Genomic DNA, 25,280 nt, shown 5'->3' on the forward strand with positions numbered 1-25,280 from the left:
TTCATGTCGATCGAAGTTCGTAACGTCAGCAAGCGCTTCAACAGCTTCCAGGCCCTGAACGCTATCAACCTGGACATCAACAGCGGCGAGCTGGTGGCTTTGCTCGGCCCGTCCGGCTGTGGCAAGACCACCCTGCTGCGCATCATTGCCGGCCTGGAAACCCCGGACCAGGGCAACATCGTGTTCCATGGCGAGGACGTTTCCGGCCATGATGTGCGTGACCGTAACGTCGGGTTCGTGTTCCAGCACTACGCGCTGTTCCGCCACATGAGCGTGTTCGACAACGTTGCCTTCGGCCTGCGCATGAAGCCCAAGGGCGAGCGCCCGAGCGAGAGCAAGATTGCCGAGAAGGTGCATGAGCTGCTGAACATGGTGCAACTGGACTGGCTGTCCGACCGCTACCCCGAGCAGCTTTCCGGTGGCCAGCGTCAGCGTATCGCCCTGGCCCGCGCCCTGGCGGTGGAGCCGAAGGTGCTGCTGCTGGACGAGCCATTCGGTGCGCTGGATGCCAAGGTGCGCAAGGAGCTGCGTCGCTGGCTGGCGCGGCTGCACGAGGATATCAACCTGACGTCGGTGTTCGTTACCCACGACCAGGAAGAAGCCATGGAAGTAGCCGACCGCATCGTGGTAATGAACAAGGGCGTGATCGAGCAGATCGGCTCGCCGGGTGAAGTGTACGATCAGCCGGCCAACGATTTCGTCTACCACTTCCTCGGTGACTCCAACCGCCTGGCCTTGAGCGAAGGGCATCACGTGCTGTTTCGCCCGCACGAGGTGTCGCTGTCGCGGCACGAGACCGAAGGGCACCATGCGGCCGAGGTGCGCGACATTCGGCCGTTGGGTGCAACCACGCGGGTGACCTTGAAGGTGGAAGGTCAGAGTGAGCTGATCGAGGCCGAAGTGGTGAAAGACCATGACAGCCTGACCGGGTTGGCGCGGGGAGAGACGTTGTTCTTCCGGCCGAAGGTGTGGCAGAAGGTGGCGGATATCTAAATCGCACAAGGCAAAGAGAGCCCGGGCATGGTCCCGGGTTTTTCTTGCCTGAACGCGTGACAGGGCAGCTTTGCAGCCTTTCTCAAGCGAGTGGCTGTAGCCTGCTTGTTATGCAATATGGGTATTAATAAATATCTTCTTATTCCTTTACGAATATTCCCCCCTCCCTATACTTGTCTCCAAGCACGCAAACTTACTGGAGGCGTCCCCATGCGCAATGAGTCGATTCGCTACCTGATTGTGCCGGGTTGGCAAGGATCGCCAGACAACCATTGGCAGAGTCACTGGCAGCGCACCCTGCCCAACAGTGCACGGGTTGAACAGCAAGACTGGCTCACCCCGCAGCGGCAGGACTGGGTGCACGCGTTGGAGCAGGCGATTGCCGCCGACCGCTCGCCGGTGATCCTGATTGCCCACAGCCTTGGTTGCATCACTGTCGCCCATTGGGCAGCGCAGGCAAGCTCGGCCTTGCTACGGCAGGTGCGTGGTGCACTGCTGGTGGCGCCGGCAGATGTCGAACGGCCCACTTGCGCACCCGTGCTGCGCAACTTTGCGCCGATCCCTACCGAGGTGCTGCCGTTCCCTAGCCAGGTCGTCAGCTCGGACAACGACCCAGCCGTGAACGTGCCACGGGCGCTGTACCTGGCCCAGGCATGGGGCGCCGAAGCGGGTTTGCTGAGCAATGCCGGGCACATCAACGTCAAGTCCGGTCATGAGCGCTGGGAACAAGGTTTCGCCTACCTGTATCGCTTGCAGAGCCGGATTGAGCAGCGCGCACTGCGCCGCGCCTGATCGGCCTTATTGTTCACCCTTTGCCTGACGCCTGGCCATTACGGGCCTGGGGCGGGAGTTCGTCATGACTTTTCAAAACCCGTTCGGCCAGCCGCTGTTGACCTTCCCCGAGCTGGACAAGAGCCCGCTGAGCATTCGTGCCAAGGCGCTGGTGTTTATCGACCCGCGCTCGCAGCAGCTGCGCGAGGACCTTGAGCGCCTGGCGCCACAACCTTTGCCGGTGCTGATCCGTGGCGAGACCGGCACGGGCAAGGAGCTGCTGGCCCGGCAGATCCACCGTACCAGCGACCGTGGAGGGTTGTTCGTGTCCGTCAACTGCGCGGCCATCAGCCCCACCTACGCCGATGCCGAGCTGTTTGGCTATAGCGCCGGCAGCCATGGCGGTACGGCCAGCAGCCGCGCCGGCTGGTTCGGTTCGGCCAGCGGCGGCACCTTGTACCTGGACGAGATTGCCGACTTGCCACTGGCGATCCAGGGCAAGCTGCTGGCGGCTCTGGAAAACCGCGAGGTCACTCGGGTGGGCGCGCAGCAGCCACAGCCGGTGGATGTGCGTCTGGTAGCCGCCACCAGCATCGACCTGGCCCGTGTGGTGCGTGCAGGGCGCTTCAACGAGCGCCTGTACCAGTATTTGCGCGAGGGCGCGCTGGAACTGCCGCCGCTGCGCGAGCGGCCGGGCGATATCCTGCCGCTGGCCGAGTACTTCGCGGGTATCTACAGCGTGCGCCTGCAGCGGCCTGTGCCCTTGGTGAGCGAGGCGGCGCAGCGGGTTCTGGAGGGGCATTTCTGGCCCGGCAATACCCGCGAACTGGAGAACGTCATCCACTTTGCCTTGCTGGTCAATGACGGCGAAGAGATCCTGCCCGAAGACCTCGACCTGCCTGACCCCGCGCGTTAGATATCGCTCCTGGGTAAAGAGGCTGATGCCATTCTGTTTTTGGAATAAGCAGCTAAGCAAAAGATATTGTTGCGGAATAAAAAATTTGGGTATCGTCCGCCTCACGCCCACTGGTGAACCGGTTGGGCACCCGATTCGCCATCGTCGATGGCCCAGATTCAGAACAAGGACCACCATGAAGAAGACCCTGCTGACCACTGCCCTGGCTGCTGCCCTGTCGTTCTCCGGCCTGGCCGCTGCTGCCGAGAAACTGGTGGTTGCCGCTACCCCGGTACCGCACGCCGAAATCCTCGAATTGATCAAGCCGACACTGGCAAAAGAAGGCGTGGACCTTCAGATCAAGGTCTTCACCGATTACGTGCAGCCGAACGTGCAGGTGGACCAGAAGCGTCTGGACGCCAACTACTTCCAGACCCTGCCGTACCTGCAGAACTTCAACGAAGGCAAGGGCACCCACCTGGAAACCGTGGTGGGTGTACACGTAGAGCCCTTCGGTGGCTACTCGAAGAAGGTCAAGGCCCTGAGCGAGCTGAAAGAAGGCGCAACCGTTGCCATCCCTAACGAGGGCAGCAACAGCGGCCGCGCGCTGCTGCTGCTGCAGAAGGCCGGCCTGATTACCCTGAAAGACCCGAAGAATGCCCTGGCCACCCCCAAGGATATCGCCGAGAACCCGAAGAAGCTGAAGTTCCGCGAGCTTGAGTCGGCCATGCTGCCCCGTGTGCTGGACCAGGTCGACCTGGACATGATCAACACCAACTACGCCCTGGAAGCTGGCCTGAACCCGGCTAAAGATGCACTGGTGATCGAAGGTGCCGACTCGCCTTACGTGAACTTCCTGGTCGCCCGTCCGGACAACAAGGACAGTGAGGCCATCCAGAAACTGGCCAAGGCCCTGACCAGCCCTGAAGTGAAGGAATTCATTGCCAAGAAGTACCAAGGTGCGGTGCTGCCGGCGTTCTGATGCGCTTGCTTCACCTTGCATGACCCAACGCCGACACCTTTGTGTCGGCGTTTTCATTGCTGGGATCTCTGAAAGCTGGCGCGATCCCTGTGGGAGCGGGTTTACCCGCGAAGAATCCAACGCGGTGCATGGCACCGGCTGCGCCGGTGTTCGCGGCTAAAGCCCCACAGTGCTCGCGCAAGCTTTTGGGTTTTGAGCAAGGCAGCCCCTTACGGCCCTGGCACCAATCGCAAGGTACTCTGCGCCGGTATTACCCCCATCTGTGCCTTCTGATACTGCCCCTGCACATACCCTTCGGCCTGGTCCGCGTAATGGCGGTCATACGGCACGCCACTCTGCCCAACCGGGTTGCTGGTCAGCGCCTGCCCGGCATCGGCAAAGTCGATCAGCCGCCGCGTCGACGGCCCATAGGTCACCGGCCATGGCGCAGAGCTGATCTTCGCCGAGAGGTTGTTCGGCACTTCATGGGTACCAGGTGCGGCGAAAGGCCCAACGTTGAACAGCAGGTTCAGCGGCTTTTTCACCCCAAGCGGATGGTTGTGGGTCAGGGTATGGGCCTTGCCCCATTGCCAGCTGGCTGGGTCCTTGCCGAGGGTGTCGCGCAAGTGGCCAAGGCTCTTCTGCCAGGCTTCGCGCACGATCGAGCTGCGGTCAGTGCGCTGGTTGGCGCCGCGGGTGTTCCACCAGGGCGACTCGGCATCGGCGGCCAGGCGTGGCAGCGCGGCATCGATGGCACGGGTGCTGATCAGCACCGGGAACCAGGTGTCGCCCAATTCGTCATGCAACGCGGCATAGGCCAGCTCGTAGAGGAACTGGTTGAACAGGGTGGCGCTGGTTGAGTCCAGTGGATAGTCGCCGCGCCAGGCAGCCAGCTGCTCGACCAGTTCCTCTTCCTCGTCACCCTGGGCGATCTGACGCAACGTCGCTAGCAGCGGTGCCAAGGTGCGCGGGCCGTAATCGCTGGCCGTATCGAGTTGCAGCGCCTGGCTGTTCTGCATGTCCCATTTCACCTCCGGGTTGGCCAGCTGGCGATCGAGCTGGCGGCCGCGGTCGGCGAGGTTGTAGTAGCCGGGTATCGGCACCACGGCGGGTGGCTGGTAGTTGGCCGAGACGATATAACCGCTGGCCGGATTCTCCTGTTGCGGGTTGACGCTGAAGGGGTAAAAGCCGGGTTTGTCGCCCTGGCTGCTGGCGCCGTCGAGGATGAACGCCGGGTTCACACCGTCCGGGCGAATCGGCAGTTTCGCCGCCGCCCACCAGCCGATATCGCCACGGGCATTGGCCCAGACGAAGTTCAGCCCCGGCGCCTGCACCTTGGCAGCCGCTTCGCGCATCTTGCCCAGGGTGTCGGCGCGATTGAGCTGGTAGAAGCCTTCGAGGATCGGGTTCTCGGTTTCGAGGAACGCCCACCACATGGCAATCGGCGTGGCCCCTGCCGTGGCGCCGAGGACTTCGTTGACGATTGGCCCGTGGGGTGAGCGGCGCAGGTTGATGGTGACCGGTTGCTCGCCTTTGATTGCAATCTGCTGCTCGGTCTTTTCCAGTGTGCGCCACTGGCCATCGACCATGACCTGGTCAGCGTTGGCAGGGTTGGTCTTTTCTGCGATCAGGTCGACGTCATCGTTCTGGAACATGGTCAGGCTCCAGCCAAAATCACGGTTGTGGCCGAGCAGAGCGAACGGGTTGAGTGCCTGGAAATAGCCGTAGAGATTGAAACCGGGCGCTGACAGTTCGGCCTCGTACCACACCGCAGGTACGGCGAAGCTGATGTGCGGGTCGCCAGCCAGCAACGGCTTGCCACTGCGGGTGCGGCTACCCGCGACCGCCCAGGCGTTGCTGCCTTCGAACTGCGGGATGCCGGCGTCGCCCAGTGCCTCATTGCTTAAGCGCGCAAGTGCTTCCAGGCTTTGCCAGTCGGCAGCGGCCAGTGGCGTGCCCAGTGCGCCCTCGGGTTGCCAGCCAAGGTCGAATATTTTCAGGTAGTCAGGCCCCAGCTGGTCGCGGATGTAGGTCAGAGCAGGCTCGGTGCGGAACGCGGCGGCAAAACTGTAGGCCAGGTAGCCGGCGATGCTCAGCGTGTCCTCGGCGGTGAACGGGCTCGGGGTGATGCCGAGTAGGTCGAATTCCGTGGGCTTGGGGTGGCTGGCCTGCCAACTGTTGACCCCGTCGAGGTAGGCTTGCAGGGCCTGCCATGCCGGCGCCTGCGGATCCTGCCGCTTGGCCATCAGCGCGGCCTGCTCGCGTATGCGCAGGCTACGGAACAGGGTGTCGGTGGGCAGCAGCTTGTCGCCGAGCACTTCGGCCAGCTCGCCACGGGCCAGGCGGCGCATGATCTCCATCTGGAACAATCGGTCCTGGGCATGCACGTAGCCCAGTGCGCGGTAAAGGTCCGGCTCGCTCTGTGCCTGCAGGTGGGGCACGCCGCGTGCGTCGTAGCGCACGCTGACCGGCGCTTGCAGGCCGGCAACGGCGACCTCGCCCTCGCGCTGCGGCAGCTTGCCCTGAACGTACCAGTACCCGGAGGCGCCAGCGGCCACGGTGACTACCACCGCCAGCAGGGTCAGGCTGCGCTTCATTCAGACTCCTTGTGCATTCAAACGAAAAATGTGGTCCGATCATCGGCGGATTCGCGAACAGAGCATAGCCCCAGGAAGGAGTTTCCATGTCCCTCAGCGAAAAACACAAAATGCTCACCGGCCAGCTCTACCACGCTGGCTGCCCTGAACTGCAGGCCGAGCAGATCGCCAACAAGCACTGGATGCATCGCTACAACAACAGTGTCGAACTGCTCAACGACGCACGCCACGGGCTGCTTGTGGAGCACTTTGGCCAGGTTGGCGAAGGCGCGGTGATTCGCCCGCCGTTCTATTGCGACTACGGCTACAACATCAGCGTTGGCCGTAATACTTTCATGAACTTCAACTGCGTGATCCTCGACGTGGTGCCGGTGCGTATCGGCGAGGACTGCCAGATCGGCCCCAACGTGCAGATCTATACCGCCGACCATCCGCTCGATCCTGAAGTGCGGCGCAGCGGGCTGGAGAGCGGGCGGCCGGTGACCATCGGCGACAACGTGTGGATTGGCGGTGCGGCGATCATCCTGCCGGGGGTGACCATCGGTGATAACGCCATCGTCGGCGCCGGCAGTGTGGTGACCCGGGATGTGCCCGCGGGCGCGACGGTGGTGGGTAACCCGGCGAGGGTCCGTCAGCCCGACCAAGGGCAGTAGCAGCCTACCGCCAGGGTATTGGAGGCGTTGACCTGGCGGCCGTCGAGCAAAGCCTTGAGGATTGGCTCGATGAAGCTGTTGCTGGCGTTGCACACGGCACCTTCGCTGTAGGGGCCAAAATAAGCCAGGCGGCCTTGCCGGTCCCAGATGGCCACGGCCGGGGACGCCGGCAGGTGCTCGCTGCCGGGCAGGTGGGTGATGGGTTGCAAGCTGCCGATATTGGCCGGCAGCTGGCCGTGGCTGCCGGGTTTTTGCAGCACATGGAAGGTAACGTCGTGGCCAGCGAACTGGCTGATAAGGTCGCCCAGGTGCTGTTGGTTGCCAACGTTGCATGGGCAGGCCGGGTCCCAGAAATGCACCACGCGGATCGGGCCAGTACCGGCCAGCTCGGCAGGTAGCTGTAACTGGCTGCCGTCGAACAGCGTGGCCTGGTTGTCGAACGGGCGCAGGTAGCGAGCCTGAAAGGCGCTATAGGCCTGCCAGAGGATTACGGCGCCGACCAACAAGGCGATGACCGTGCACAGCGGTTTGATGATTCGGCTATTCATGAAGAGTCGGTGGCCCTTGTGGTAGCAACTGTCTTGCTCAGTTTCTAAAAGCTGGCGCGATCCCTGTGGGAGCGGCCTTGCGTCGCGAAAGGCCGCTCCCACAATTAGTTCGATGCTGGTTGTTCGAGGTGAGCAAGCTTGCCATGGCGCCGGCCAGAGCTGAAGATTCCAGATCAATACTTGCATCAATGTGGATGTACCCGATGCCCCCTGCCTTTCACCCCGACCGCCTGCGCACCAGCCTGGCGCCGTTCACCACTCGCCAGCCCCTGTCGGCACAAGCGCAGGACTACCAGCGCTTCTATGGCCTAAACCTGCCGGCACACAGCTGGCTGGGCAGCTTTCAGGCAGCGGGGTTCGACCTGGTCGGGCAGGCCTGGCTACCCGAGCAGCCAAGCGCGACGCTGTTCCTGCTGCACGGCTATTACGACCACATGGGCCTCTACCAGCATGTGATTGCGTGGGCACTCAAGCAAGGTTTTGCGGTGATCAGTTGCGACCTGCCCGGCCACGGCCTGTCCAGCGGCGAGCGGGCCAGCATCACTGACTTCGCGGTGTACCAGCAGGTGCTGGAGGCCCTGTTCGAACAGGCGCACACGCTGCAACTGCCGCACCCGTGGCACCTTTGTGGGCAGAGCACGGGGGGGGCGATTGCCGTGGACCATCTGCTGCACCAGGGCGCACGCAGCCCCGTCGATGGCCAGGTCATCCTGCTGGCCCCGCTGGTGCGGCCAAGTTCCTGGCGTTGGTCGAAGTTCAGTTATTGCGTGCTGCGCCACTTCGTCAATGGCATCGAACGGCGCTTCAGTGAGAACACCAACGACCCGGCCTTCCTGCCGTTCCTTGAGGCCGACCCGCTGCAACCGCGTCGCCTGCCAACGGCCTGGGTGGGCGCACTGATCGCCTGGGTCAAACGCATCGAGGCCGCGCCCCGCAGTGCGCGTCGGCCATTGATCGTGCAGGGGGAGGCGGATGGCACGGTGGACTGGCCCCACAACCTCGAAGTGCTCAAGGCCAAGTTTGCCGAGCCACAGATCCTGATGCTGCCCGAAGCCCGTCACCACCTGGCCAACGAGTTGCCGGGCATCCGCCAGCGCTACTTCGACTTCATCGACCAGCGCCTGGGCTGATCACTTCAGGTCGTTGGTGCTCTGGCCAACCGCCAGGCCGGCACGTACAGCGGCCAGGGCCGCCTGGTAGTAAGCCTTGCCCTCGGGCGACTCGGCAAAGGTGGCGAACGCTTCCAGCTCGGCATCGGACAGGTCGCGGTAGACGTACAACAGGGTGTTGTTCAGGTCTTCGCCAATCTGCCCCATCAGCCGCTGGCGCTGGCCATCCAGCAGGCTCTGGGCCTGGCCGCCGCCGAACAGGCCGGGGATCATCGAGCTGAGGCTGTCGGCGGCTACACCGGCGATGGCAAGGCTGACTTCGGCGCCGGCTTCCCGCGCAGGCAGGGCTTGGGCCAGGTGGCCGATGATCAGCAGACGATCGTCGCTGGCCTGGATCTTGGGCAGGCCTTTGGCGTTCTTGGCCAGTTCGTCCTTGCGGGTGGCCTTGAGCTCGGCCGCCACCACTTTGCGCCCCAGCGGCGACTGGAAGAAGGCCAAGGCTGGTGCCGGGTCGGCCAGTGTGGCGCGCAGCTTTGCCTGGGCGCGACGGTCCACCGCCTGCGCCTGGAAGCGCTGGTTGCTGTTGTTGACCAGCGCCTGGTACACGGCGGGTGGCAAACTGTTGCGGTAGCGCTCCTGGGCAGCGGTCAGGGCATCGTTGAAGTGGGCGCGCTGGTCGGGCCAGCCGGCAGCCTTGTACAGTTGATCCAGGTTGTCTGCCCAGACAGGCATGGTGCAGATCATCAGCAGAATCAGGGAAAACAGACGGCGCATTCAGGACTCCTGTCGGCAGGTGGCTATTGTCCTTGGCCCGGCGCCGGTTTGTCGAGATATCCGCGTGTTTCTCGGCCAAGTGGCGCTGTGCGGCGACAGGGCGAATGGATATGATGCGCGCCATGCACATATCCCCTGAACACCCGATGCTTGCGGCCGTCGTCGACGATCTGGCCACCCATGGCTGGTCCCAGCAGGCGCACTTTTTGCCTGCCGACCTGGTGCGCGCACTTGCAGCCGAGTGCCGGCGCCGTGATGCCGAAGGCGAACTCAACCCCGCAGGGGTTGGGCGGGGAGCTACCCAGGAGGTGCGCGAAACCATTCGCGGTGACCAGATCCAGTGGATCGACCCGGGGCAGGCCGAGGCCTGCGACCAGTACCTGGCGGCCATGGATCAGCTGCGCCTTGCAATCAACCAAGGCCTTTTCCTGGGCCTGGAAGACTTTGAATGCCACTTTGCCCTGTATCCACCGGGGGCATTCTATCGCCGGCACCTGGATCGTTTTCGCGACGATGACCGGCGCATGGTCTCGGCGGTGCTTTACCTCAATGAAGGCTGGCAACCGCATGACGGTGGCCAGTTGCGCATGTTCCTGGCCGACGGTGTCGAGCACGATGTCGAGCCAGTGGCCGGTTGCCTGGTGGTATTCCTGTCGGGCGAAGTGCCTCACGAAGTACTGCCGGCCGGGCGTGAGCGGCTGTCATTGACCGGCTGGTTCAGGCGGCGTGGCAATGACCCGTTCTGATAGGCCCAAGGTGCTGGTGAGCGCCTGTCTGTTGGGGCAGCCAGTTCGCTATGACGGCCGGGCCAGCGGCCATCCCGATTTGTTGCAGCATTGGCAGGCCGAAGGGCGCGTGGTGCCGTTGTGCCCCGAGGTAGCAGGCGGCTTGCCGACACCGCGGCCGCCAGCGGAGATCCCGGGAGGGCAGGGCAGCGCAGTGCTCGAGGGTGACACACAGGTGCTGACAGTGACGGGTGAAGATGTCAGTGCCGCGTTTCTGGCCGGAGCGCAGATGGCGCTGGAACTGGTGCGGCGGCATGGCATTCGTGTAGCGGTGCTGAAGTCTGGCAGCCCTTCGTGTGGCAACCGGTTGACCTATGATGGCACCTTCAGTGGTGTGAAAGTGGCGGGGGAAGGGGTAACCACGGCGCTGCTGCGGCGGGCGGGAGTGCAGGTGTTCAGCGAGCTGGAACTGGACCAGGCGCAGCGGGCTTTGGCTGATATATCTGTTTGAACCTGTGCCGGCCCTTTCGCGGGTGAACCCGCTGATGGACACACATCGAGGGTTGGACCCAGGCCGCCGTGTAGGAGCGGGTTTACCCGCGAAAGGGCCAGGCCTGCTGGCCAATTTTCACCCGCCGTTCACCGTTGCCGCCGCTACCGTATTCGCGGGTAAACCCGCGCTCCTACACACATTGGTGGTGGACACACGTCGAGGGTCGGACCCAGGCCGCCGTAGGAGCGGGTTTACCCGCGAAGAGGCCGGCATAGGTTGCAAACAAGACCTCACTGCCCGCCTGCAGTCTCCTGCACACCCTTGAACCACTTCTGCTCAAGTTCGGCAGTCCGGCCACTGTCTTTCAAACGTTGCAACGCATTGTTTACAGCACTTTCAAAAGCCGGGTTGTCCTTCTGGAACGGGATCACCAGCTTCTTCTCGCCAATCGGCAGGCTTACATCGAGCGGGCCGTCGCCTGTGAGCGATTCACTCGACGGGGTGAATGTGATGTCGTACTTGCCACTCTCGACACCCGCCAGCACTTCGGTAGCCGGGGCTTCGACGAACTCGGCGCGCAAATCCAGTTCCTTGGCCAGGGCCTGGCCAAATTCGATGTCGAAACCTGTCAGGTGGTCGTCTTGCTTGAAGGCGTATGGCGAGTTCTCGGCCTGTACGGCAATGCGCAGTTCGCCCCGGTCGGCGATTTCGTCGATCAGCTCCGCCTGAGCCAATGGACTGATCAGTACTGCCAGCAGTACCCCTATGGTCGAACGCATGTATGCCCCTTTTCTTTTAGCAGTTTGAAATCGATCGCCACGGCTTTCTTCCTCGCCGTGATCGAGCGCAGCCTATGACCTTCAAGCCTCGGCATTGTTTAACCCTGACGGAAATATTTCTGTCAGGCAATGTGAACACCTTGGCGGTTATTTCAACTAAGGTGAACTACCGCCGCTTTTGGATGACAGCTGCGGTCAATAAGTGAACCACAGGAGAAGTGAATGAACAGCCTATTTTCGCGTGCTGCCGTTGCCGGTCTGCTGATGGGAGCGTCGGTGTTCGCCAGTGCCGCAGACGCCCTGAAGAGCCAGGAGCCGCCCAAGGAGGCGAAGGTCTTCATCGTTTCCCCCGCCGATGGTGCCACGGTCGACAAGACCTTCACCGTCAAGTTCGGTATCGAGGGTATGGGCCTCAAACCTGCGGGTGACCAAACCCCGCACACCGGGCACCACCATCTGCTGGTGGATGTCGACAAAGAGCCGGTGGCTGACATGCCGCTGCCGACCAGCCTGATGCCAGAGGCCGGCGTCGCACTGCCGAAGGGGCCGCAAGTGCTGCACTTCGGCAAGGCACAGACCGAAACCAGCATTACCCTGACCCCGGGCAAGCACACCCTGCAACTGATTCTGGGTGACCAGTATCATGTGCCGTTCAAGCCTAGCGTCGAGTCGAAGAAGATCACGGTTGAAGTGAAATAAAAAAAGGGAGGCCACCAGGGCCTCCCTTTTTCATACCGCCAGCGACCTTAGAACAGGACGCGCGAACGGATGGTGCCTTTGACCTGTTGCAGTTTTTCCTGCGCCAGGTCCGAGTACTCGGCGTCAACATCGATTACCACGTAACCGACTTTCTCGTTGGTCTGCAGGAACTGACCGGAGATGTTGATACCGTTCTCGGCGAAGACCTTGTTGATCTCGCTGAGCACGCCCGGGATGTTTTCGTGAATGTGCAGCAGACGATGTTTGCCTGGGTGCGCTGGCAGGGCCACTTCCGGGAAGTTGACCGAGGACACCGAAGTACCGTTGTCGCTGTACTTGACCAGTTTCTCGGCCACTTCCAGGCCGATGTTGGCCTGGGCTTCGGCGGTGGAACCACCGATGTGCGGGGTCAGGATCACGTTGTCGAGGCCGCGCAGCGGGCTCTCGAACTCTTCGTCGTTGGAGCGTGGCTCGACCGGGAACACGTCGATGGCGGCGCCGATCAGGTGCTTGTCCTTGATGGCAGCGGCCAGGTGGTCCAGCTCGACCACGGTGCCACGGGCGGCGTTGATCAGGATCGCGCCCTTCTTCATCGAGCGGATTTCCTTCTCGCCGATCATCCACTGGGTGGATGGCAGCTCAGGCACGTGCAGCGAGACGATGTCGGCCAGGCTCAGCAGCTCGTTCAGGCTGGTGACCTGCACGGCGTTGCCCAGTGGCAGCTTGGTCAGCGGGTCGAAGAAGTACACCTGCATGCCCATGTTCTCAGCCAGTACCGAAAGCTGGGTACCAATCGAGCCGTAGCCGACGATGCCCAGTTTCTTGCCGCGGATTTCGAACGAGTTGGCCGCGCTCTTGATCCAGCCGCCACGGTGGCAGGAGGCGTTCTTCTCAGGGATGCCGCGCAGCAGCAGGATGGCTTCGGCCAGTACCAGCTCGGCGACCGAGCGGGTGTTGGAGTATGGCGCGTTGAACACGGCGATACCGCGTTCGCGGGCAGCTTCCAGGTCAACCTGGTTGGTACCGATGCAGAAGCAGCCAACAGCGACCAGTTTCTTGGCGCAGTCGAAGATCTCTTCGGTGAGCTGGGTACGCGAACGGATGCCGATGAAGTGGGCATCGGCGATCTTTTCCTTCAGCTCGGCTTCCGGCAACGAACCAGTGAGGTATTCGATGTTGGTGTAGCCGGCGGCCTTGAGGGTATCGACCGCGTTCTGGTGCACACCTTCAAGAAGAAGGAACCGGATCTTGCTCTTGTCGAGAGAAGTCTTGCTCATCTGCGTAAACCTGTATCCCGGAGATAAATTGGCGAGGGGTGATGCCAGGCGCGAGGGCAGCCTTGGCATGAACAGCGGGAGGGCTATGCTAGCATACGCGACACAATCTGAGCTTATCCCGACAGGTGAAGAGTGCTCAGGGTGACCATGAATAAGTCGAGAGTTCCAGCGATGACCCATCCCGCTGTTATTGAAGAACTGATGACCCTTGTCGACCCTGGCAAGGTCCTGACTGACCCGGTTTCCCTCGAAGCGTATGGCAAGGACTGGACCAAGCATTACCCGCCTGCGCCCAGCGCCATCGTCTTTCCCAAAACGATAGAACAGGTGCAAGCCATTGTGCACTGGGCCAATGCGCACAAGGTGGCGCTGGTGCCCTCTGGCGGGCGCACCGGGCTTTCTGCCGGCGCCGTGGCGGCCAATGGCGAGGTTGTCATCGCCTTTGACTACATGAACCAGATCCTTGGCTTCAATGCTTTCGACCGTACTGTGGTTTGCCAGCCAGGGGTCGTCACCCGCCAGCTGCAAACCTACGCCGAAGAGCAAGGCCTTTATTACCCGGTGGACTTCGCTTCCAGCGGTTCCAGCCAGATTGGCGGCAATATCGGCACCAATGCCGGCGGGATCAAGGTGATTCGTTACGGTATGACCCGCAACTGGGTGGCCGGGCTGAAAGTGGTCACCGGCAAGGGCGAGTTGCTGGAGCTGAACAAAGACCTGATCAAGAACGCCACCGGCTACGACCTGCGCCAGCTGTTCATTGGTGCCGAGGGCACGCTGGGCTTCGTGGTCGAGGCCACCATGCGCCTGGACCGCGCACCGCGCAACCTCACCGCCATGGTGCTGGGCACACCGGACTTCGACTCGATCATGCCGGTGCTGCACGCCTTCCAGGGCAAGCTGGACCTGACCGCTTTCGAGTTCTTCTCCGACAAGGGGCTGGCCAAGATCCTCGCCCGCGGCGATGTGCCTGCGCCCTTCGCGACGGATTGCCCGTTCTATGCGCTGCTTGAGTTCGAGGCCAGCACTGAAGACGTGGCCAACGAAGCATTGGCTACCTTCGAGCATTGCGTCGAGCAGGGTTGGGTGCTGGATGGGGTGATGAGCCAGAGCGAAACCCAGCTGAAAAACCTGTGGAAGCTGCGCGAGTACCTGTCGGAAACCATTTCGCACTGGACACCGTACAAGAACGACATTTCCGTCACCGTCTCGAAAGTGCCTGCGTTCCTGCGCGATATCGACGCCATCGTCTCTGAACATTATCCGGACTATGAAGTGGTGTGGTACGGCCATATTGGTGACGGCAACCTGCACCTGAACATCCTCAAGCCTGAGCATATGAGCAAGGACGACTTCTTCGCTTCGTGTGCCAAGGTCAACAAGTGGGTGTTCGAGATCGTCGAGCGTTACAACGGGTCGATTTCTGCCGAGCATGGCGTGGGCATGACCAAGCGTGACTACCTGGGCTACAGCCGCTCCCCTGAAGAAATCGCCTGCATGAAGGCAATAAAGGCCGTGTTCGACCCTAACGGCATCATGAATCCGGGTAAGATCTTCGCACCTGAATAAAAAGCAGTATCCAGAAGGAGTCGGCCATGAGTTACCAGCACCAGTACGTAGACGGCACGCGCATTCACTTCCCCCTGGGCAAGGTGGTGTGCATCGGCCGTAACTATGCCGAGCATGCCAAGGAACTGGACAACCCGATCCCCACCGAGCCGCTGCTGTTCATCAAGCCAGGCAGCTGCGTGGTGCCGGCCGAAGGTGGCTTCAAGATCCCGGCCGAGCGTGGGTCGGTGCACTATGAGGTTGAAATTGCGGTGCTGCTGGGCAAGCCGCTGTCGACCCACCCGAGCGAGGAAGAGGTGCTGGACGCCATTTCCGGTTACGCACCGGCGCTGGACCTGACCCTGCGCGACGTGCAGGCCAAACTGAAGGAAAAGGGCCTGCCTTGGGAGCTGGCCAAGTGCTTTGACGGCGCTTGCGTGCTGCCACCGTTCGTCTCGGCCGCCAGCTTCGAGGACGTGACAGACATCCCGTTGCGCCTGACCGTGAACGGCGAAGTACGCCAGGATGGTAACAGCGCGATGATGCTGAACCCGATCGTGCCGATGATTCAGTACATGGCAGCACATTTCTCGCTACAAGCGGGGGATGTGATCCTCACCGGTACCCCGGCGGGCGTCGGGCCGTTCAATGTCGGTGACGAGCTGGTGCTGGAGCTGCCGGGTGTGAGCCGCTTCGAAAGCCGGGTGCTTTGACTCGAAACCGCGTCGCTTTCTTCGCGGGTAAACCCGCTCCTACAGGGGTTGCACAGGGCCTTGAACACTGTGCAGTACCTTGGGCACGGGTTTACCGGCGAAGAGGCCGGCCCTGTTTACCGATTTTTCACACCCAATCCGGATAATGCGCGCACCTACGCCCATTTTCCCAGGATCACCGCATGCCATCCTCCTCCAGCGCCCCGGCAACTCCCAAGCGTCGCTTCTACCTGCGCTGGCCCTTCGGCCTGGCCGTGGCGGCGGTGATCGGCTATGGCGTGGCCGTGGCCATGCACTGGGATGACCGCGGTGCACTGTGGGTAAAAGAAAGCTTCGAAAGCACCGCCGAGCGCAGCGAAAGCGTGTGGCTGCCGGATTACCAGGTGGACATCGACGCCAAACCGCTGCCGGGCATGGACGATGATGAAGCCTCGGATGTGGCCTTCAACCCGCAGACCCGCACGCTGTTCGCGGTCATGGGCAAGAACCCGTTCCTGGTCGAGCTGAGCCTGGAGGGCGATGTACTGCGCAAGATCCCGCTCAACGGCTGGAACAACCCCGAGGGCGTCGCGGTGCTGGAAGACGGCAACCTGGCCATCACCGACGAGCGCCTGCACGATCTGACCGTGGTCAAGGTGGACGCGCAGACCACCGCACTGAATCACGACGACTTCCCGAGCTACGACCTGGGCCCGTCGGTCAAGAGCAACAAGGGCTTCGAGGCCATCGCCTGGGACCCGCTGCGCCAGCGCCTGATCATTGGCGAGGAGCGCCCGCCCAAGCTGTACACCTGGAACACCGATGGCCGCAGCCTGCTCAAGGGTGAGAAGCAGCCGTTGCCTAGCGATGAACTCGACTTGCGCAACCTGTCTGCGCTGGGTGTCGACCCGCGTACTGGCCACTTGCTGGTGCTTTCGGCCGACTCCAACATGCTGCTGGAGCTGGACGAGCAGGGCCAGCAAGTCAGCTTCATGACGCTGCTGGGCGGCTTCAACGGGCTTGAAGGCACCATTCCGCGGGCGGAAGGGGTGGCCATGGACGACAAGGGCACCTTGTACATGGTCAGCGAGCCGGCGCTTTTCTATCGATTCCAAAAAAACTGACAACATCATCAGATTTGCCTGACGCTTGCATTAAGCTTTGCTTCAGCCATTCATGATTAGATTCGCCATCCTTGTGTCGAGTCTGTCCCTATGCGTCGTTTTGTTCGCCTGTTCCTTGTTCTGGCTGCCCTTGGTCTGCTGCTGCTTGGCTGGGCCGGGCAGGAGTTTCGCCTGTTCGAGCGTGGCTGGTTCAATCTCAAGACCTGGTGGCAGCCTGTGGAGCGCAGCATTGGCCTGGATCGCTACCGGGTGGTGCTGGAGGCGCAACCGATCGAAGGGCTGGATGATGACATTTCGGCGCTGACCTACGACCCCGACCGCAAAACCCTCTTCACGGTCACCAACGCCCGTTCGGAGCTGATCGAGCTGTCGCTGGATGGCCGTATCCTGCGCCGTGTGCCGCTGACTGGCTTCGGCGACCCGGAGGCTGTGGAGTACGTTGGGCCAAACAGCTATGTGATCACCGACGAGCGTCAGCAACGGCTGATTCGCGTACGTTTGGAAGACGACACGATGTTTCTCGATGCCGGTGATGCCGAACAGCTGACGTTGGGTATTGGCCTCAATGGCAACAAAGGCTTCGAGGGCCTGGCGTACGATTCGGCGGGCAAGCGCCTGTTCGTGGCGAAGGAGCGTGACCCGATGCTGATCTATGAGGTGCATGGCTTCCCGCATGACAATCCGGAAAAGCCCTACGCCGTGCATGTGGTGCAGGACCGCAAGCGCGATTCACGGTTGTTTGTGCGGGACTTGTCGAGCTTGCAGTTCGATGAACGCAGCGGGCATTTGCTGGCGTTGTCGGACGAGTCGCGGTTGGTGCTGGAGCTGGATGTACAGGGCCAGCCGCTGAGTACCTTGTCGTTGCGCAAGGGTTTCCAGGGGTTGCAGGCGACGGTGCCGCAGGCGGAGGGGATTGCGATGGATGAAGCGGGGACCATTTACCTGGTCAGTGAGCCGAACCTGTTCTATGTGTTCAAGCAGCCGGCTGACTGATCGCCTGTCAGGGCCTGTTCGCGGGTAAACCCGCTCCTACAGGGATCGCCACGGTTCCAGGCCTGTGGGGTACCTTATAGGAGCGGGTTTACCCGCGAAGGGTTTTACTCGGCCTTCAGGCTCTTCACGCCCTCAGCGGTGCCCAGCAGCAGCAGATCCGCCGGCCGCGCCGCGAACAGGCCGTTGGTCACCACGCCGACGATGGCGTTGATCTGCGCTTCCAGCTCCACCGGGTTGGTGATCTGCAGGTTGTACACATCCAGGATCACGTTGCCGTTGTCGGTGACCACGCCTTCACGGTACACCGGGTCGCCACCCAGCTTCACCAGCTGACGCGCCACGTGGCTGCGGGCCATGGGGATCACTTCGACCGGCAGCGGGAAGGCCCCCAGTACCGGCACCAGCTTGCTGCCGTCGGCGATGCAGATGAAGGTCTTGGCCACGGCCGCGACGATCTTTTCGCGGGTCAGCGCTGCGCCGCCGCCCTTGATCAGGTGCAGGTGTGCGTCGCTCTCGTCAGCACCGTCCACGTAAAACTCAAGCTCGCTGACGCTGTTCAGTTCGTAGACCGGGATGCCATGGCCCTTCAGGCGCTGGGCAGTGGCTTCGGAGCTGGCGACTGCGCCGTCGAACGCGGTCTTGTGCTGAGCCAGGGCATCGATGAAGAAGTTGGCGGTCGAACCGGTACCGACGCCTACGACGCTCTTTTCATCCAGCTTGGGCAGAATGAAGTCGACAGCGGCTTGGGCGACGGCCTGTTTGAGTTGGTCCTGGGTCATGCGGGCTCCGGAAGGGGCAGGGCGGTTTCAAAGTTGCCTAGTATAACGGCTCGCACGGCTTTGCTGTGGTCGCCCGACGTAGCGCTGGGGTAGACTCCCAGCCCTCGTCCCGCGGCCCAGTGATGCTTTCCCGATGCTCGAACAGTACGTCAAGAAGATCCTCACCTCGCGCGTCTATGACGTTGCCGTCGAAACCCCGTTGCAGAGCGCCGGGCAGCTGAGCAAGCGCCTGGGCAACCAGATTCTGCTCAAGCGCGAAGACCTGCAGCCAGTATTCTCGTTCAAGATCCGCGGCGCCTATAACAAACTGGCCCAGCTGAGCCCGGAAGAACTGGCCCGTGGCGTGGTCACCGCCTCGGCCGGCAACCACGCCCAAGGCCTGGCCCTGGCCGCGCGCGAAATGGGCATCAAGGCCACCATCGTGATGCCCAAGACTACTCCGGAGATCAAGGTCGAAGGCGTGCGCTCGCGCGGTGGCAAGGTGGTGCTGCATGGCGACTCGTTCCCTGAGGCACTGGCCTACTCGCTGAAACTGGTCGATGAAAAGGGCTTCGTCTACGTTCACCCTTACGACGATCCGCACACCATCGCCGGGCAGGGCACCGTCGCCATGGAAATCCTGCGCCAACACCCTGGCCGGCTGGATGCGATCTTCGTGCCGGTGGGCGGTGGCGGCCTGATCGCCGGCATTGCTGCCTACGTGAAGTACCTGCGCCCGGAAATCAAGGTAATCGGTGTCGAGCCGGACGATTCCAACTGCCTGCAGGCGGCCATGGCTGCCGGTGAGCGTGTGGTGCTGCCGCAGGTCGGGCTGTTCGCCGATGGCGTGGCGGTGGCGCAGATTGGCCAGCACACGTTCGATATCTGCCGCCACCATGTGGACGAAGTCGTCACTGTCAGTACCGATGAAATCTGTGCAGCAATCAAGGATATCTACGACGATACCCGCTCGATCACCGAGCCTGCTGGCGCGCTGGGTGTGGCGGGTATCAAGAAGTACGTCGAGCTATACGGCGTCAGCGGCCAGACCCTGGTGGCCATCGACTCCGGTGCCAACGTCAATTTCGATCGCCTGCGCCATGTGGCCGAGCGTGCCGAGCTGGGCGAGAAGCGCGAGGCGATCATCGCCGTGACCATCCCTGAGCGCCCGGGTAGCTTCAAGGCCTTCTGCGAGGCTATCGGCAAGCGTCAGATCACCGAGTTCAACTACCGCAAGCACACCTCTGACGAAGCGCATATCTTCGTTGGGGTGCAGACCCACCCGGAAAACGACCCGCGCGCGGCGCTGGTGCAGCAACTGACCGAGCAGGGCTTCCCGGTTACCGATCTGACCGACAACGAACTGGCCAAGCTGCATATTCGTCATATGGTCGGCGGCCACTCGGCCGGTGCCAGCGACGAAATGGTGCTGCGCTTCGAATTCCCCGAGCGGCCAGGGGCACTGTTCAACTTCCTCAACAAGCTGGGCGGGCGCTGGAACATCTCGATGTTCCACTACCGCAACCACGGTGCGGCTGACGGGCGCGTAGTGGCGGGGCTGCAGGTGCCGGAGGACGAACGTCACCTGGTGCCGGCAGCGCTGGCCAAGATCGGTTACCCGTACTGGGACGAGACCGAAAACCCGGCCTACAAACTGTTCCTGGGCTGAGCGGCTAAGCTAGGGCTGATGGCCCTTTCGCGGGCTTGCCCGCTCCCACAGGTACTGCGCAGGCCTAAAGGCCTGAGATACCTTGGCAGGAGCGGGTAAGCCCGCGAAGAAGCAACCGCAAAATGCCAGTTTAAGGACGACCGAGAGATGGAACACCTGACCACGCTCAAGACCCTGCACATCATCGCCACCGCGCTGCTGTTTCTGGGCGCCCTGGGCCTGGCGATCTGGACCTGGCGCGCTCGCCGTCAGGGCGATGCCGAAGCCTACGCCAAGCTGCTGCGCCGGCCGTTGGTGTTTGTCTGGCTGGTGATGGGGCTGTGCCTGGTGAGCATGCCGTTCACCGGCTGGTGGCTGGTACATCTGGTGGGCTGGCCACTGGGGCAGACCTGGGTGTTGGCATCCAGTGTCATCTATACCTTTGGTGCGTTTGCCGTGTGGTGGCTACTGGTGCGGCTGAACCGGCTGCGCAAGGCCGAGGTGGTGGGGTTGCGGTTTACCTTGGCGCTGGCGGTGTTCAGTGGGGTTTGCTTCCTGTCCATTGCCGGGCTGATGGGGGCCAAACCGGTCTGACAGCCTTGTGCTGTTTGTGCCGGCCTCTTCGCGGGTGAACCCGCTCCTACAGGTACAGCGCAGCCCTCAAGGCCTGTGGTGATTCCTGTGGGAGCGGGCGTGCCCGCGAAAAGGCCGGCACGCGAAACCTCAATCCCGCAGCGAGATCACCGGCCACCCACGCTTATCCGCCTCGGCCCGCAGGTCCGGGGCCGGGTCCACTGCTACTGCATGCGTCACCCGCTGCAACAACGGCAGGTCATTCATCGAGTCGCTATAGAAGTAGCTGTCCTCAAGATCAAAGCCGTTCTCCAGCATCCAGCGCTCCAGCCGCGTCACTTTGCCTTCACGGAAACACGGTATATCGGTACTACGCCCGGTATAGCGGCCGTCGCGCACCTCGCATTCGGTTGCCAGCAACACCCGCACCCCCAGGCGCCGGGCGATCGGTGCGGTGACGAAGCGGTTGGTAGCGGTGATGATCACCAGCTGGTCGCCCGCCTCGCGGTGCTGCTGCAGCAAGGCCAGGGCCTTGGGCAGGACGATGGGCTCGATGCAGTCGCGCATGAAGTCGCGGTGCCACTCGTCGAGCCGGGCCATGGGTGTTGCCGCCAGGATCTCCATGGAAAAGGCCAGGTAGGCCTGCAGGTCCAGGGTGCCATTGAGGTAATCCTGGTAGAAGCTGTCGTTGCGTTGCTTGTAGGCGACCGGGTCGAGAATGCCGCGCTCGCAAAGATAGTCACCCCAGGCATGGTCGCTGTCGCCACCGAGGAGGGTATTGTCCAGGTCGAATAAAGCCAGGCGCATCGCGGTCACTCGCATCAGCCACAGGGTAGGCCCGCAGAATACGGAGTTTTCACGCAGCTGCACATAAGCTTGGCGGGCGCGTTGCTGCGCTCGCAAGCTTTGTGGAACAATGCGTTGACATGCGTTTGCGAGGTTGCTGCCGTGATCGACCCGGATGGTTTTCGCCCCAATGTCGGGATCATTCTCACGAATGATGCCGGGCAGGTGCTATGGGCTCGACGGATCAACCAGGATGCCTGGCAATTCCCCCAGGGTGGTATCAACCCTGACGAGACGCCGGAAGACGCCCTGTACCGCGAGCTGAACGAAGAAGTTGGCCTTGAACGCGACGATGTAGAAATTCTTGCCTGCACCCGTGGCTGGTTGCGTTATCGTTTACCCCAGCGATTGGTACGTACCCACAGCCAGCCGCTGTGCATCGGCCAGAAGCAGAAGTGGTTCCTGCTGCGCCTGGTCAGCAACGAACAACGGGTGCGGATGGACCTGACCGGCAAGCCGGAATTCGACGGCTGGCGCTGGGTGAGCTATTGGTATCCGCTGGGCCAGGTTGTGACATTCAAGCGCGAGGTGTACCGGCGCGCCCTGAAAGAGCTAGCACCGCGTCTGTTGACGCGCGACTGACGACGGAGTTCGACCCCGAGCCATGCTCAATACGCTGCGCAAGATCGTCCAGGAAGTAAACTCCGCCAAAGATCTCAAGTCGGCGTTGGGGATCATTGTCTTGCGCGTCAAGGAAGCCATGGGCAGCCAGGTCTGCTCGGTCTACCTGCTCGACCCGGAAACCAACCGCTTCGTGCTGATGGCTACCGAAGGCCTGAACAAGCGCTCCATCGGCAAGGTCAGCATGGCCCCCAACGAAGGCCTGGTTGGCCTGGTCGGTACCCGGGAAGAGCCGCTGAACCTGGAAAACGCCGCCGACCACCCGCGTTACCGCTACTTTGCCGAAACCGGCGAAGAGAAATTCGCCTCCTTCCTGGGTGCGCCGATCATTCACCACCGCCGTGTGGTCGGGGTACTGGTCATCCAGCAAAAGGAGCGCCGTCAGTTCGACGAGGGCGAGGAAGCCTTCCTGGTCACCATGAGCGCCCAGCTTGCCGGGGTTATCGCCCACGCCGAGGCTACCGGCTCGATCCGTGGCCTGGGCCGTCAGGGCAAAGGTATTCAGGAAGCGCGCTTCGTGGGTGTGCCGGGTTCGCCTGGTGCCGCGGTGGGGCGCGCGGTGGTGATGTTGCCGCCGGCCGACCTGGAAGTGGTCCCGGACAAGACAGTCGATGACATCGACGCCGAACTCAAGCTGTTCCAGAACGCCCTGGAAGGTGTGCGCGACGACATGCGCAAGCTTTCGGCCAAACTGGCCACCCAGCTGCGCCCGGAAGAGCGTGCGCTGTTCGACGTCTATCTGATGATGCTTGAAGACGCAGCCCTGGGCGGTGAGGTGACCGAGGTCATCAAGACCGGCCAGTGGGCCCAGGGCGCCCTGCGCCAGGTGGTTGGTGAGCACGTCAACCGCTTCGAGCTGATGGACGACGACTACCTGCGTGAGCGTGCCTCCGACGTCAAGGACCTGGGGCGCCGCCTTTTGGCCTACCTGCAGGAAGCGCGCTCGCAGTCGCTGGTGTATGCCGACAACACCATCCTGGTCAGTGAGGAACTGACACCGGCCATGCTCGGTGAAGTGCCGGAAGGCAAGCTGGTCGGCCTGGTCTCGGTACTCGGCTCGGGCAACTCCCACGTCGCCATTCTCGCGCGGGCCATGGGCATCCCCACGGTGATGGGCCTGGTCGACCTGCCATACTCCAAGGTCGACGGTATTGAACTGATCGTCGACGGCTACAAGGGCGAGGTGTTCACCAACCCCAGCGAAGTGTTGCGCAAGCAGTACAGCGAAGTGGTCGAGGAGGAACGCCAGCTGGCCCAAGGGCTGGATGCACTGCGCGAACTTCCGTGCGTCACCCCCGACGGCCATCGCATGCCCCTGTGGGTCAACACCGGCCTGCTCGCTGACGTGGCCCGTGCCCAGCAGCGCGGTGCCGAAGGGGTAGGCCTGTACCGCACTGAAGTGCCGTTCATGATCAACCAGCGCTTCCCCAGTGAGAAAGAGCAGCTGGCCATCTACCGTGAGCAGCTGGCGGCCTTCCACCCGCTGCCGGTGACCATGCGTACCCTCGACATCGGTGGTGACAAGGCACTGTCGTACTTCCCCATCAAGGAAGAAAACCCGTTCCTTGGCTGGCGCGGCATCCGCGTCACCCTCGACCACCCGGAAATCTTCCTGGTGCAGACCCGCGCCATGCTCAAGGCCAGCGAGGGCCTGAACAACCTGCGCATCCTGCTGCCGATGATTTCCGGCATTCACGAGCTGGAAGAGGCGCTGCACCTGATCCACCGAGCCTGGGGTGAAGTGCGTGACGAAGGTACCGATGTACCGATGCCACCAGTGGGTGTGATGGTGGAAATTCCAGCGGCTGTGTACCAGACCAAGGAATTGGCGCGGCAGGTGGACTTCCTGTCGGTAGGCTCCAACGACCTGACCCAGTACCTGCTGGCGGTGGACCGCAACAACCCGCGGGTCGCCGACCTGTACGATTACCTGCACCCGGCGGTACTGCAGGCGCTGAACACGGTGGTGCGCGACGCCCATGGCGAAGGCAAGCCGGTGAGCATCTGCGGCGAGATGGCCGGTGACCCGGCGGCGGCGGTCCTGCTGATGGCCATGGGCTTCGACAGCCTGTCGATGAACGCCACCAACCTGCCGAAGGTGAAGTGGATGCTGCGCCAGATCAATATGGGCAAGGCCAAGGAACTGCTGGCCGAGGCCTTGAGCCATGACAACCCGCAGGTTATCCACAGCTCGCTGCAACTGGCGCTGAAGAACCTTGGGTTGGCGCGGATGATTGGGCCTGGGGCTAATAAAACCCTGTGAGGGTGATGCTGTCTGTGCCGGCCTCTTCGCGGGTGAACCCGCTCCTACAACGGCCTGTGATGCGTGTACGTGGTAGGAGCGGGTTTACCCGCGAAGAGGCCCGAACAGACAACATCAAATACTCAGACCAACAACTCAATTTCCCCCAAATGCCCGCCAAAAGGCCCGAAACTGCGCTCAACCAGCCGCCTTCGCCCCTGATCATCCACAATCAGCACTGTGCTCGCCCGGGTCCCGTAATTCTGGCTGGCGATGAAGACGCTCGATAGCAACTTCTCGGTTGCCAACCCCACGCCTGTTTCGGGTAGGTCACCATCAGCCGCGGGCTCGTTATCCGCGAGCAAGGCCAGCAGCCTGTGCGGCTCCGGCGTGTCCAGCAGGTTTTCCAGCCCGTCACGTGCCTTCACCAGCTTCGGCCACGGTGTATCCAGCCCGGCGTTCGAAAGCCCGTAAACCCCAGCCTTCAGCAGGCGCGGCGTGGCCTCACGGGCATGCAGATAACCCAGTTGCTGCCCATCACCCACCAGCAGGTTGAACCCCGAGTACTGCCCGCTACGGCTGGCCACCTGGTCCAGGTAAGCCTCGACCCCTAGCTCGCCCTGCAGAAACGCCGCCACCAGCTCACCCCGCGAGCGGGGCCCCTGCGCCTGGGCCGGGTCGCGGATGTTGGTCAGCGCGGCAAAGCGCCCCTGTGGTCCTACGCCCAGCCAGGTACCGCCTGCCTCCAGGTCGCGCCCGGCATGCACCCCAGGTGCATCCTCCCAGGCCGCCAGGGGCTGAGTGGGGCGGGCATAGAATTCGTCGCGGTTGGCCGCCACGATCAGCGGCAGGGTGTGCCCCGGCCGCCAGGCAAATACGATCAGGCACATAGGTTGGGCCTCTTTGTTTTTTGGTCACTGTACCCACAGGAACGATGCGGATCCATCCTGACACAGAGTTC

General features: G+C 62.4%; 25 protein-coding genes. 17 read left to right on the forward strand and 8 right to left on the reverse strand.

Going from position 1 to position 25,280, the window contains the following annotated elements:
- Nucleotides 1–3 precede the first annotated feature (3 nt).
- From C4Q27_RS12995 to C4Q27_RS13010, 4 genes are all read left to right on the forward strand, one after another.
- Nucleotides 4–993, forward strand: a complete 990-nt coding sequence (locus tag C4Q27_RS12995; protein WP_003248965.1) for a sulfate/molybdate ABC transporter ATP-binding protein — start codon at nucleotides 4–6, stop codon at nucleotides 991–993.
- A gap of 210 nt (nucleotides 994–1,203) precedes the next feature.
- Nucleotides 1,204–1,785: an alpha/beta hydrolase gene (locus tag C4Q27_RS13000; RefSeq protein ID WP_020191300.1), complete on the forward strand. Its 582-nt coding sequence runs from the start codon at nucleotides 1,204–1,206 to the stop codon at nucleotides 1,783–1,785.
- Nucleotides 1,786–1,849: 64 nt separating this feature from the next.
- Nucleotides 1,850–2,680, forward strand: a complete 831-nt coding sequence (locus C4Q27_RS13005; RefSeq protein ID WP_010955696.1) for a sigma 54-interacting transcriptional regulator — start codon at nucleotides 1,850–1,852, stop codon at nucleotides 2,678–2,680.
- A 175-nt stretch (nucleotides 2,681–2,855) separates the two neighbouring features.
- Entirely contained in the window at nucleotides 2,856–3,641 is a 786-nt protein-coding gene (locus tag C4Q27_RS13010) for a MetQ/NlpA family ABC transporter substrate-binding protein (RefSeq protein ID WP_019439108.1), read from the forward strand.
- Between the two features lie 209 nt (nucleotides 3,642–3,850).
- On the opposite strand, the gene C4Q27_RS13015 is transcribed toward C4Q27_RS13010, so the two are convergent.
- A complete protein-coding gene (locus C4Q27_RS13015; RefSeq protein WP_104886926.1) occupies nucleotides 3,851–6,217 on the reverse strand; it encodes a penicillin acylase family protein in 2,367 nt (788 codons plus the stop codon).
- Nucleotides 6,218–6,303: 86 nt separating this feature from the next.
- Here C4Q27_RS13015 and C4Q27_RS13020 point away from each other — a divergent pair, with 86 nt between their 5' ends.
- Nucleotides 6,304–6,870, forward strand: coding sequence for a sugar O-acetyltransferase (locus C4Q27_RS13020; RefSeq protein ID WP_004575846.1), 567 nt, complete (start codon nucleotides 6,304–6,306; stop codon nucleotides 6,868–6,870).
- Here C4Q27_RS13020 and C4Q27_RS13025 read toward each other — a convergent pair.
- The gene (locus tag C4Q27_RS13025; protein WP_104886927.1) at nucleotides 6,849–7,418 is read right to left on the reverse strand and encodes a DUF6436 domain-containing protein; all 570 of its coding nucleotides are present in this window, start codon (nucleotides 7,416–7,418) and stop codon (nucleotides 6,849–6,851) included. The two genes, C4Q27_RS13020 and C4Q27_RS13025, sit on opposite strands and share 22 nt — an antisense overlap.
- Nucleotides 7,419–7,621: 203 nt before the next feature.
- Between C4Q27_RS13025 and C4Q27_RS13030 the strand changes: the two genes are divergently transcribed.
- A complete protein-coding gene (locus tag C4Q27_RS13030; RefSeq protein WP_104886928.1) occupies nucleotides 7,622–8,548 on the forward strand; it encodes an alpha/beta hydrolase in 927 nt (308 codons plus the stop codon).
- Here C4Q27_RS13030 and C4Q27_RS13035 read toward each other — a convergent pair whose 3' ends face one another.
- The gene (locus tag C4Q27_RS13035; protein ID WP_010955691.1) at nucleotides 8,549–9,301 is read right to left on the reverse strand and encodes a DUF2059 domain-containing protein; all 753 of its coding nucleotides are present in this window, start codon (nucleotides 9,299–9,301) and stop codon (nucleotides 8,549–8,551) included. It lies immediately after the preceding gene.
- A gap of 113 nt (nucleotides 9,302–9,414) precedes the next feature.
- Here C4Q27_RS13035 and C4Q27_RS13040 point away from each other — a divergent pair, with 113 nt between their 5' ends.
- On the forward strand, nucleotides 9,415–10,047 hold the full coding sequence (locus C4Q27_RS13040; RefSeq protein ID WP_049588366.1) for a 2OG-Fe(II) oxygenase: 633 nt from the start codon (nucleotides 9,415–9,417) through the stop codon (nucleotides 10,045–10,047).
- Nucleotides 10,034–10,537 carry a DUF523 domain-containing protein gene (locus C4Q27_RS13045; protein ID WP_064491247.1) on the forward strand — a complete coding sequence of 168 codons (504 nt, stop codon included), beginning with the start codon at nucleotides 10,034–10,036 and terminating at the stop codon, nucleotides 10,535–10,537. The genes C4Q27_RS13040 and C4Q27_RS13045 overlap by 14 nt, the downstream gene beginning before the upstream one ends.
- 272 nt (nucleotides 10,538–10,809) lie before the next feature.
- Here C4Q27_RS13045 and C4Q27_RS13050 read toward each other — a convergent pair whose 3' ends face one another.
- Nucleotides 10,810–11,298 carry a transporter substrate-binding domain-containing protein gene (locus C4Q27_RS13050; RefSeq protein ID WP_104886929.1) on the reverse strand — a complete coding sequence of 163 codons (489 nt, stop codon included), beginning with the start codon at nucleotides 11,296–11,298 and terminating at the stop codon, nucleotides 10,810–10,812.
- Between the two features lie 222 nt (nucleotides 11,299–11,520).
- On the opposite strand from C4Q27_RS13050, the gene C4Q27_RS13055 reads away from it, so the two are divergent.
- On the forward strand, nucleotides 11,521–11,997 hold the full coding sequence (locus tag C4Q27_RS13055) for a DUF4399 domain-containing protein (RefSeq protein WP_010955687.1): 477 nt from the start codon (nucleotides 11,521–11,523) through the stop codon (nucleotides 11,995–11,997).
- A gap of 47 nt (nucleotides 11,998–12,044) precedes the next feature.
- Here C4Q27_RS13055 and serA read toward each other — a convergent pair whose 3' ends face one another.
- Entirely contained in the window at nucleotides 12,045–13,274 is a 1,230-nt protein-coding gene (serA, locus tag C4Q27_RS13060) for a phosphoglycerate dehydrogenase (protein ID WP_020189953.1), read from the reverse strand.
- Nucleotides 13,275–13,445: 171 nt separating this feature from the next.
- Between serA and C4Q27_RS13065 the strand changes: the two genes are divergently transcribed.
- From C4Q27_RS13065 to C4Q27_RS13080, 4 genes are all read left to right on the forward strand, one after another.
- The gene (locus C4Q27_RS13065) at nucleotides 13,446–14,843 is read left to right on the forward strand and encodes an FAD-binding oxidoreductase (RefSeq protein WP_104886930.1); all 1,398 of its coding nucleotides are present in this window, start codon (nucleotides 13,446–13,448) and stop codon (nucleotides 14,841–14,843) included.
- Between the two features lie 26 nt (nucleotides 14,844–14,869).
- Nucleotides 14,870–15,535 (forward strand): fumarylacetoacetate hydrolase family protein, encoded by a 666-nt coding sequence (locus C4Q27_RS13070; protein WP_064491653.1) that lies wholly within the window; start codon nucleotides 14,870–14,872, stop codon nucleotides 15,533–15,535.
- A gap of 182 nt (nucleotides 15,536–15,717) precedes the next feature.
- A complete protein-coding gene (locus C4Q27_RS13075) occupies nucleotides 15,718–16,638 on the forward strand; it encodes an SdiA-regulated domain-containing protein (RefSeq protein ID WP_064491654.1) in 921 nt (306 codons plus the stop codon).
- Between the two features lie 90 nt (nucleotides 16,639–16,728).
- A complete protein-coding gene (locus C4Q27_RS13080; RefSeq protein WP_104886931.1) occupies nucleotides 16,729–17,631 on the forward strand; it encodes an SdiA-regulated domain-containing protein in 903 nt (300 codons plus the stop codon).
- Nucleotides 17,632–17,735: 104 nt separating this feature from the next.
- Here C4Q27_RS13080 and rpiA read toward each other — a convergent pair whose 3' ends face one another.
- Nucleotides 17,736–18,410 (reverse strand): ribose-5-phosphate isomerase RpiA, encoded by a 675-nt coding sequence (gene rpiA, locus C4Q27_RS13085; RefSeq protein ID WP_003249004.1) that lies wholly within the window; start codon nucleotides 18,408–18,410, stop codon nucleotides 17,736–17,738.
- Between the two features lie 133 nt (nucleotides 18,411–18,543).
- Between rpiA and ilvA the strand changes: the two genes are divergently transcribed.
- Together ilvA and C4Q27_RS13095 are read left to right on the forward strand one after the other, a co-directional pair.
- Nucleotides 18,544–20,058 carry a threonine ammonia-lyase, biosynthetic gene (gene ilvA, locus C4Q27_RS13090; RefSeq protein WP_012054019.1) on the forward strand — a complete coding sequence of 505 codons (1,515 nt, stop codon included), beginning with the start codon at nucleotides 18,544–18,546 and terminating at the stop codon, nucleotides 20,056–20,058.
- Between the two features lie 147 nt (nucleotides 20,059–20,205).
- Nucleotides 20,206–20,631, forward strand: a complete 426-nt coding sequence (locus C4Q27_RS13095; protein WP_010955681.1) for a DUF2269 domain-containing protein — start codon at nucleotides 20,206–20,208, stop codon at nucleotides 20,629–20,631.
- Between the two features lie 129 nt (nucleotides 20,632–20,760).
- Here C4Q27_RS13095 and C4Q27_RS13100 read toward each other — a convergent pair whose 3' ends face one another.
- Nucleotides 20,761–21,417, reverse strand: coding sequence for an HAD family phosphatase (locus tag C4Q27_RS13100; RefSeq protein ID WP_010955680.1), 657 nt, complete (start codon nucleotides 21,415–21,417; stop codon nucleotides 20,761–20,763).
- 141 nt (nucleotides 21,418–21,558) lie between these two features.
- Between C4Q27_RS13100 and C4Q27_RS13105 the strand changes: the two genes are divergently transcribed.
- Together C4Q27_RS13105 and ptsP are read left to right on the forward strand one after the other, a co-directional pair.
- Nucleotides 21,559–22,038 (forward strand): RNA pyrophosphohydrolase, encoded by a 480-nt coding sequence (locus C4Q27_RS13105; RefSeq protein WP_003249017.1) that lies wholly within the window; start codon nucleotides 21,559–21,561, stop codon nucleotides 22,036–22,038.
- Between the two features lie 22 nt (nucleotides 22,039–22,060).
- Nucleotides 22,061–24,340: a phosphoenolpyruvate--protein phosphotransferase gene (gene ptsP / locus C4Q27_RS13110; RefSeq protein ID WP_003249020.1), complete on the forward strand. Its 2,280-nt coding sequence runs from the start codon at nucleotides 22,061–22,063 to the stop codon at nucleotides 24,338–24,340.
- Nucleotides 24,341–24,462: 122 nt separating this feature from the next.
- Here the strand turns inward: ptsP and C4Q27_RS13115 are convergent, their stop codons facing one another.
- Entirely contained in the window at nucleotides 24,463–25,209 is a 747-nt protein-coding gene (locus tag C4Q27_RS13115; RefSeq protein ID WP_104886932.1) for an NRDE family protein, read from the reverse strand.
- Nucleotides 25,210–25,280: the final 71 nt, after the last annotated feature.

The organism is Pseudomonas sp. SWI36, from assembly GCF_002948105.1.
In the GTDB taxonomy this organism is placed as follows: domain Bacteria; phylum Pseudomonadota; class Gammaproteobacteria; order Pseudomonadales; family Pseudomonadaceae; genus Aquipseudomonas; species Aquipseudomonas alloputida.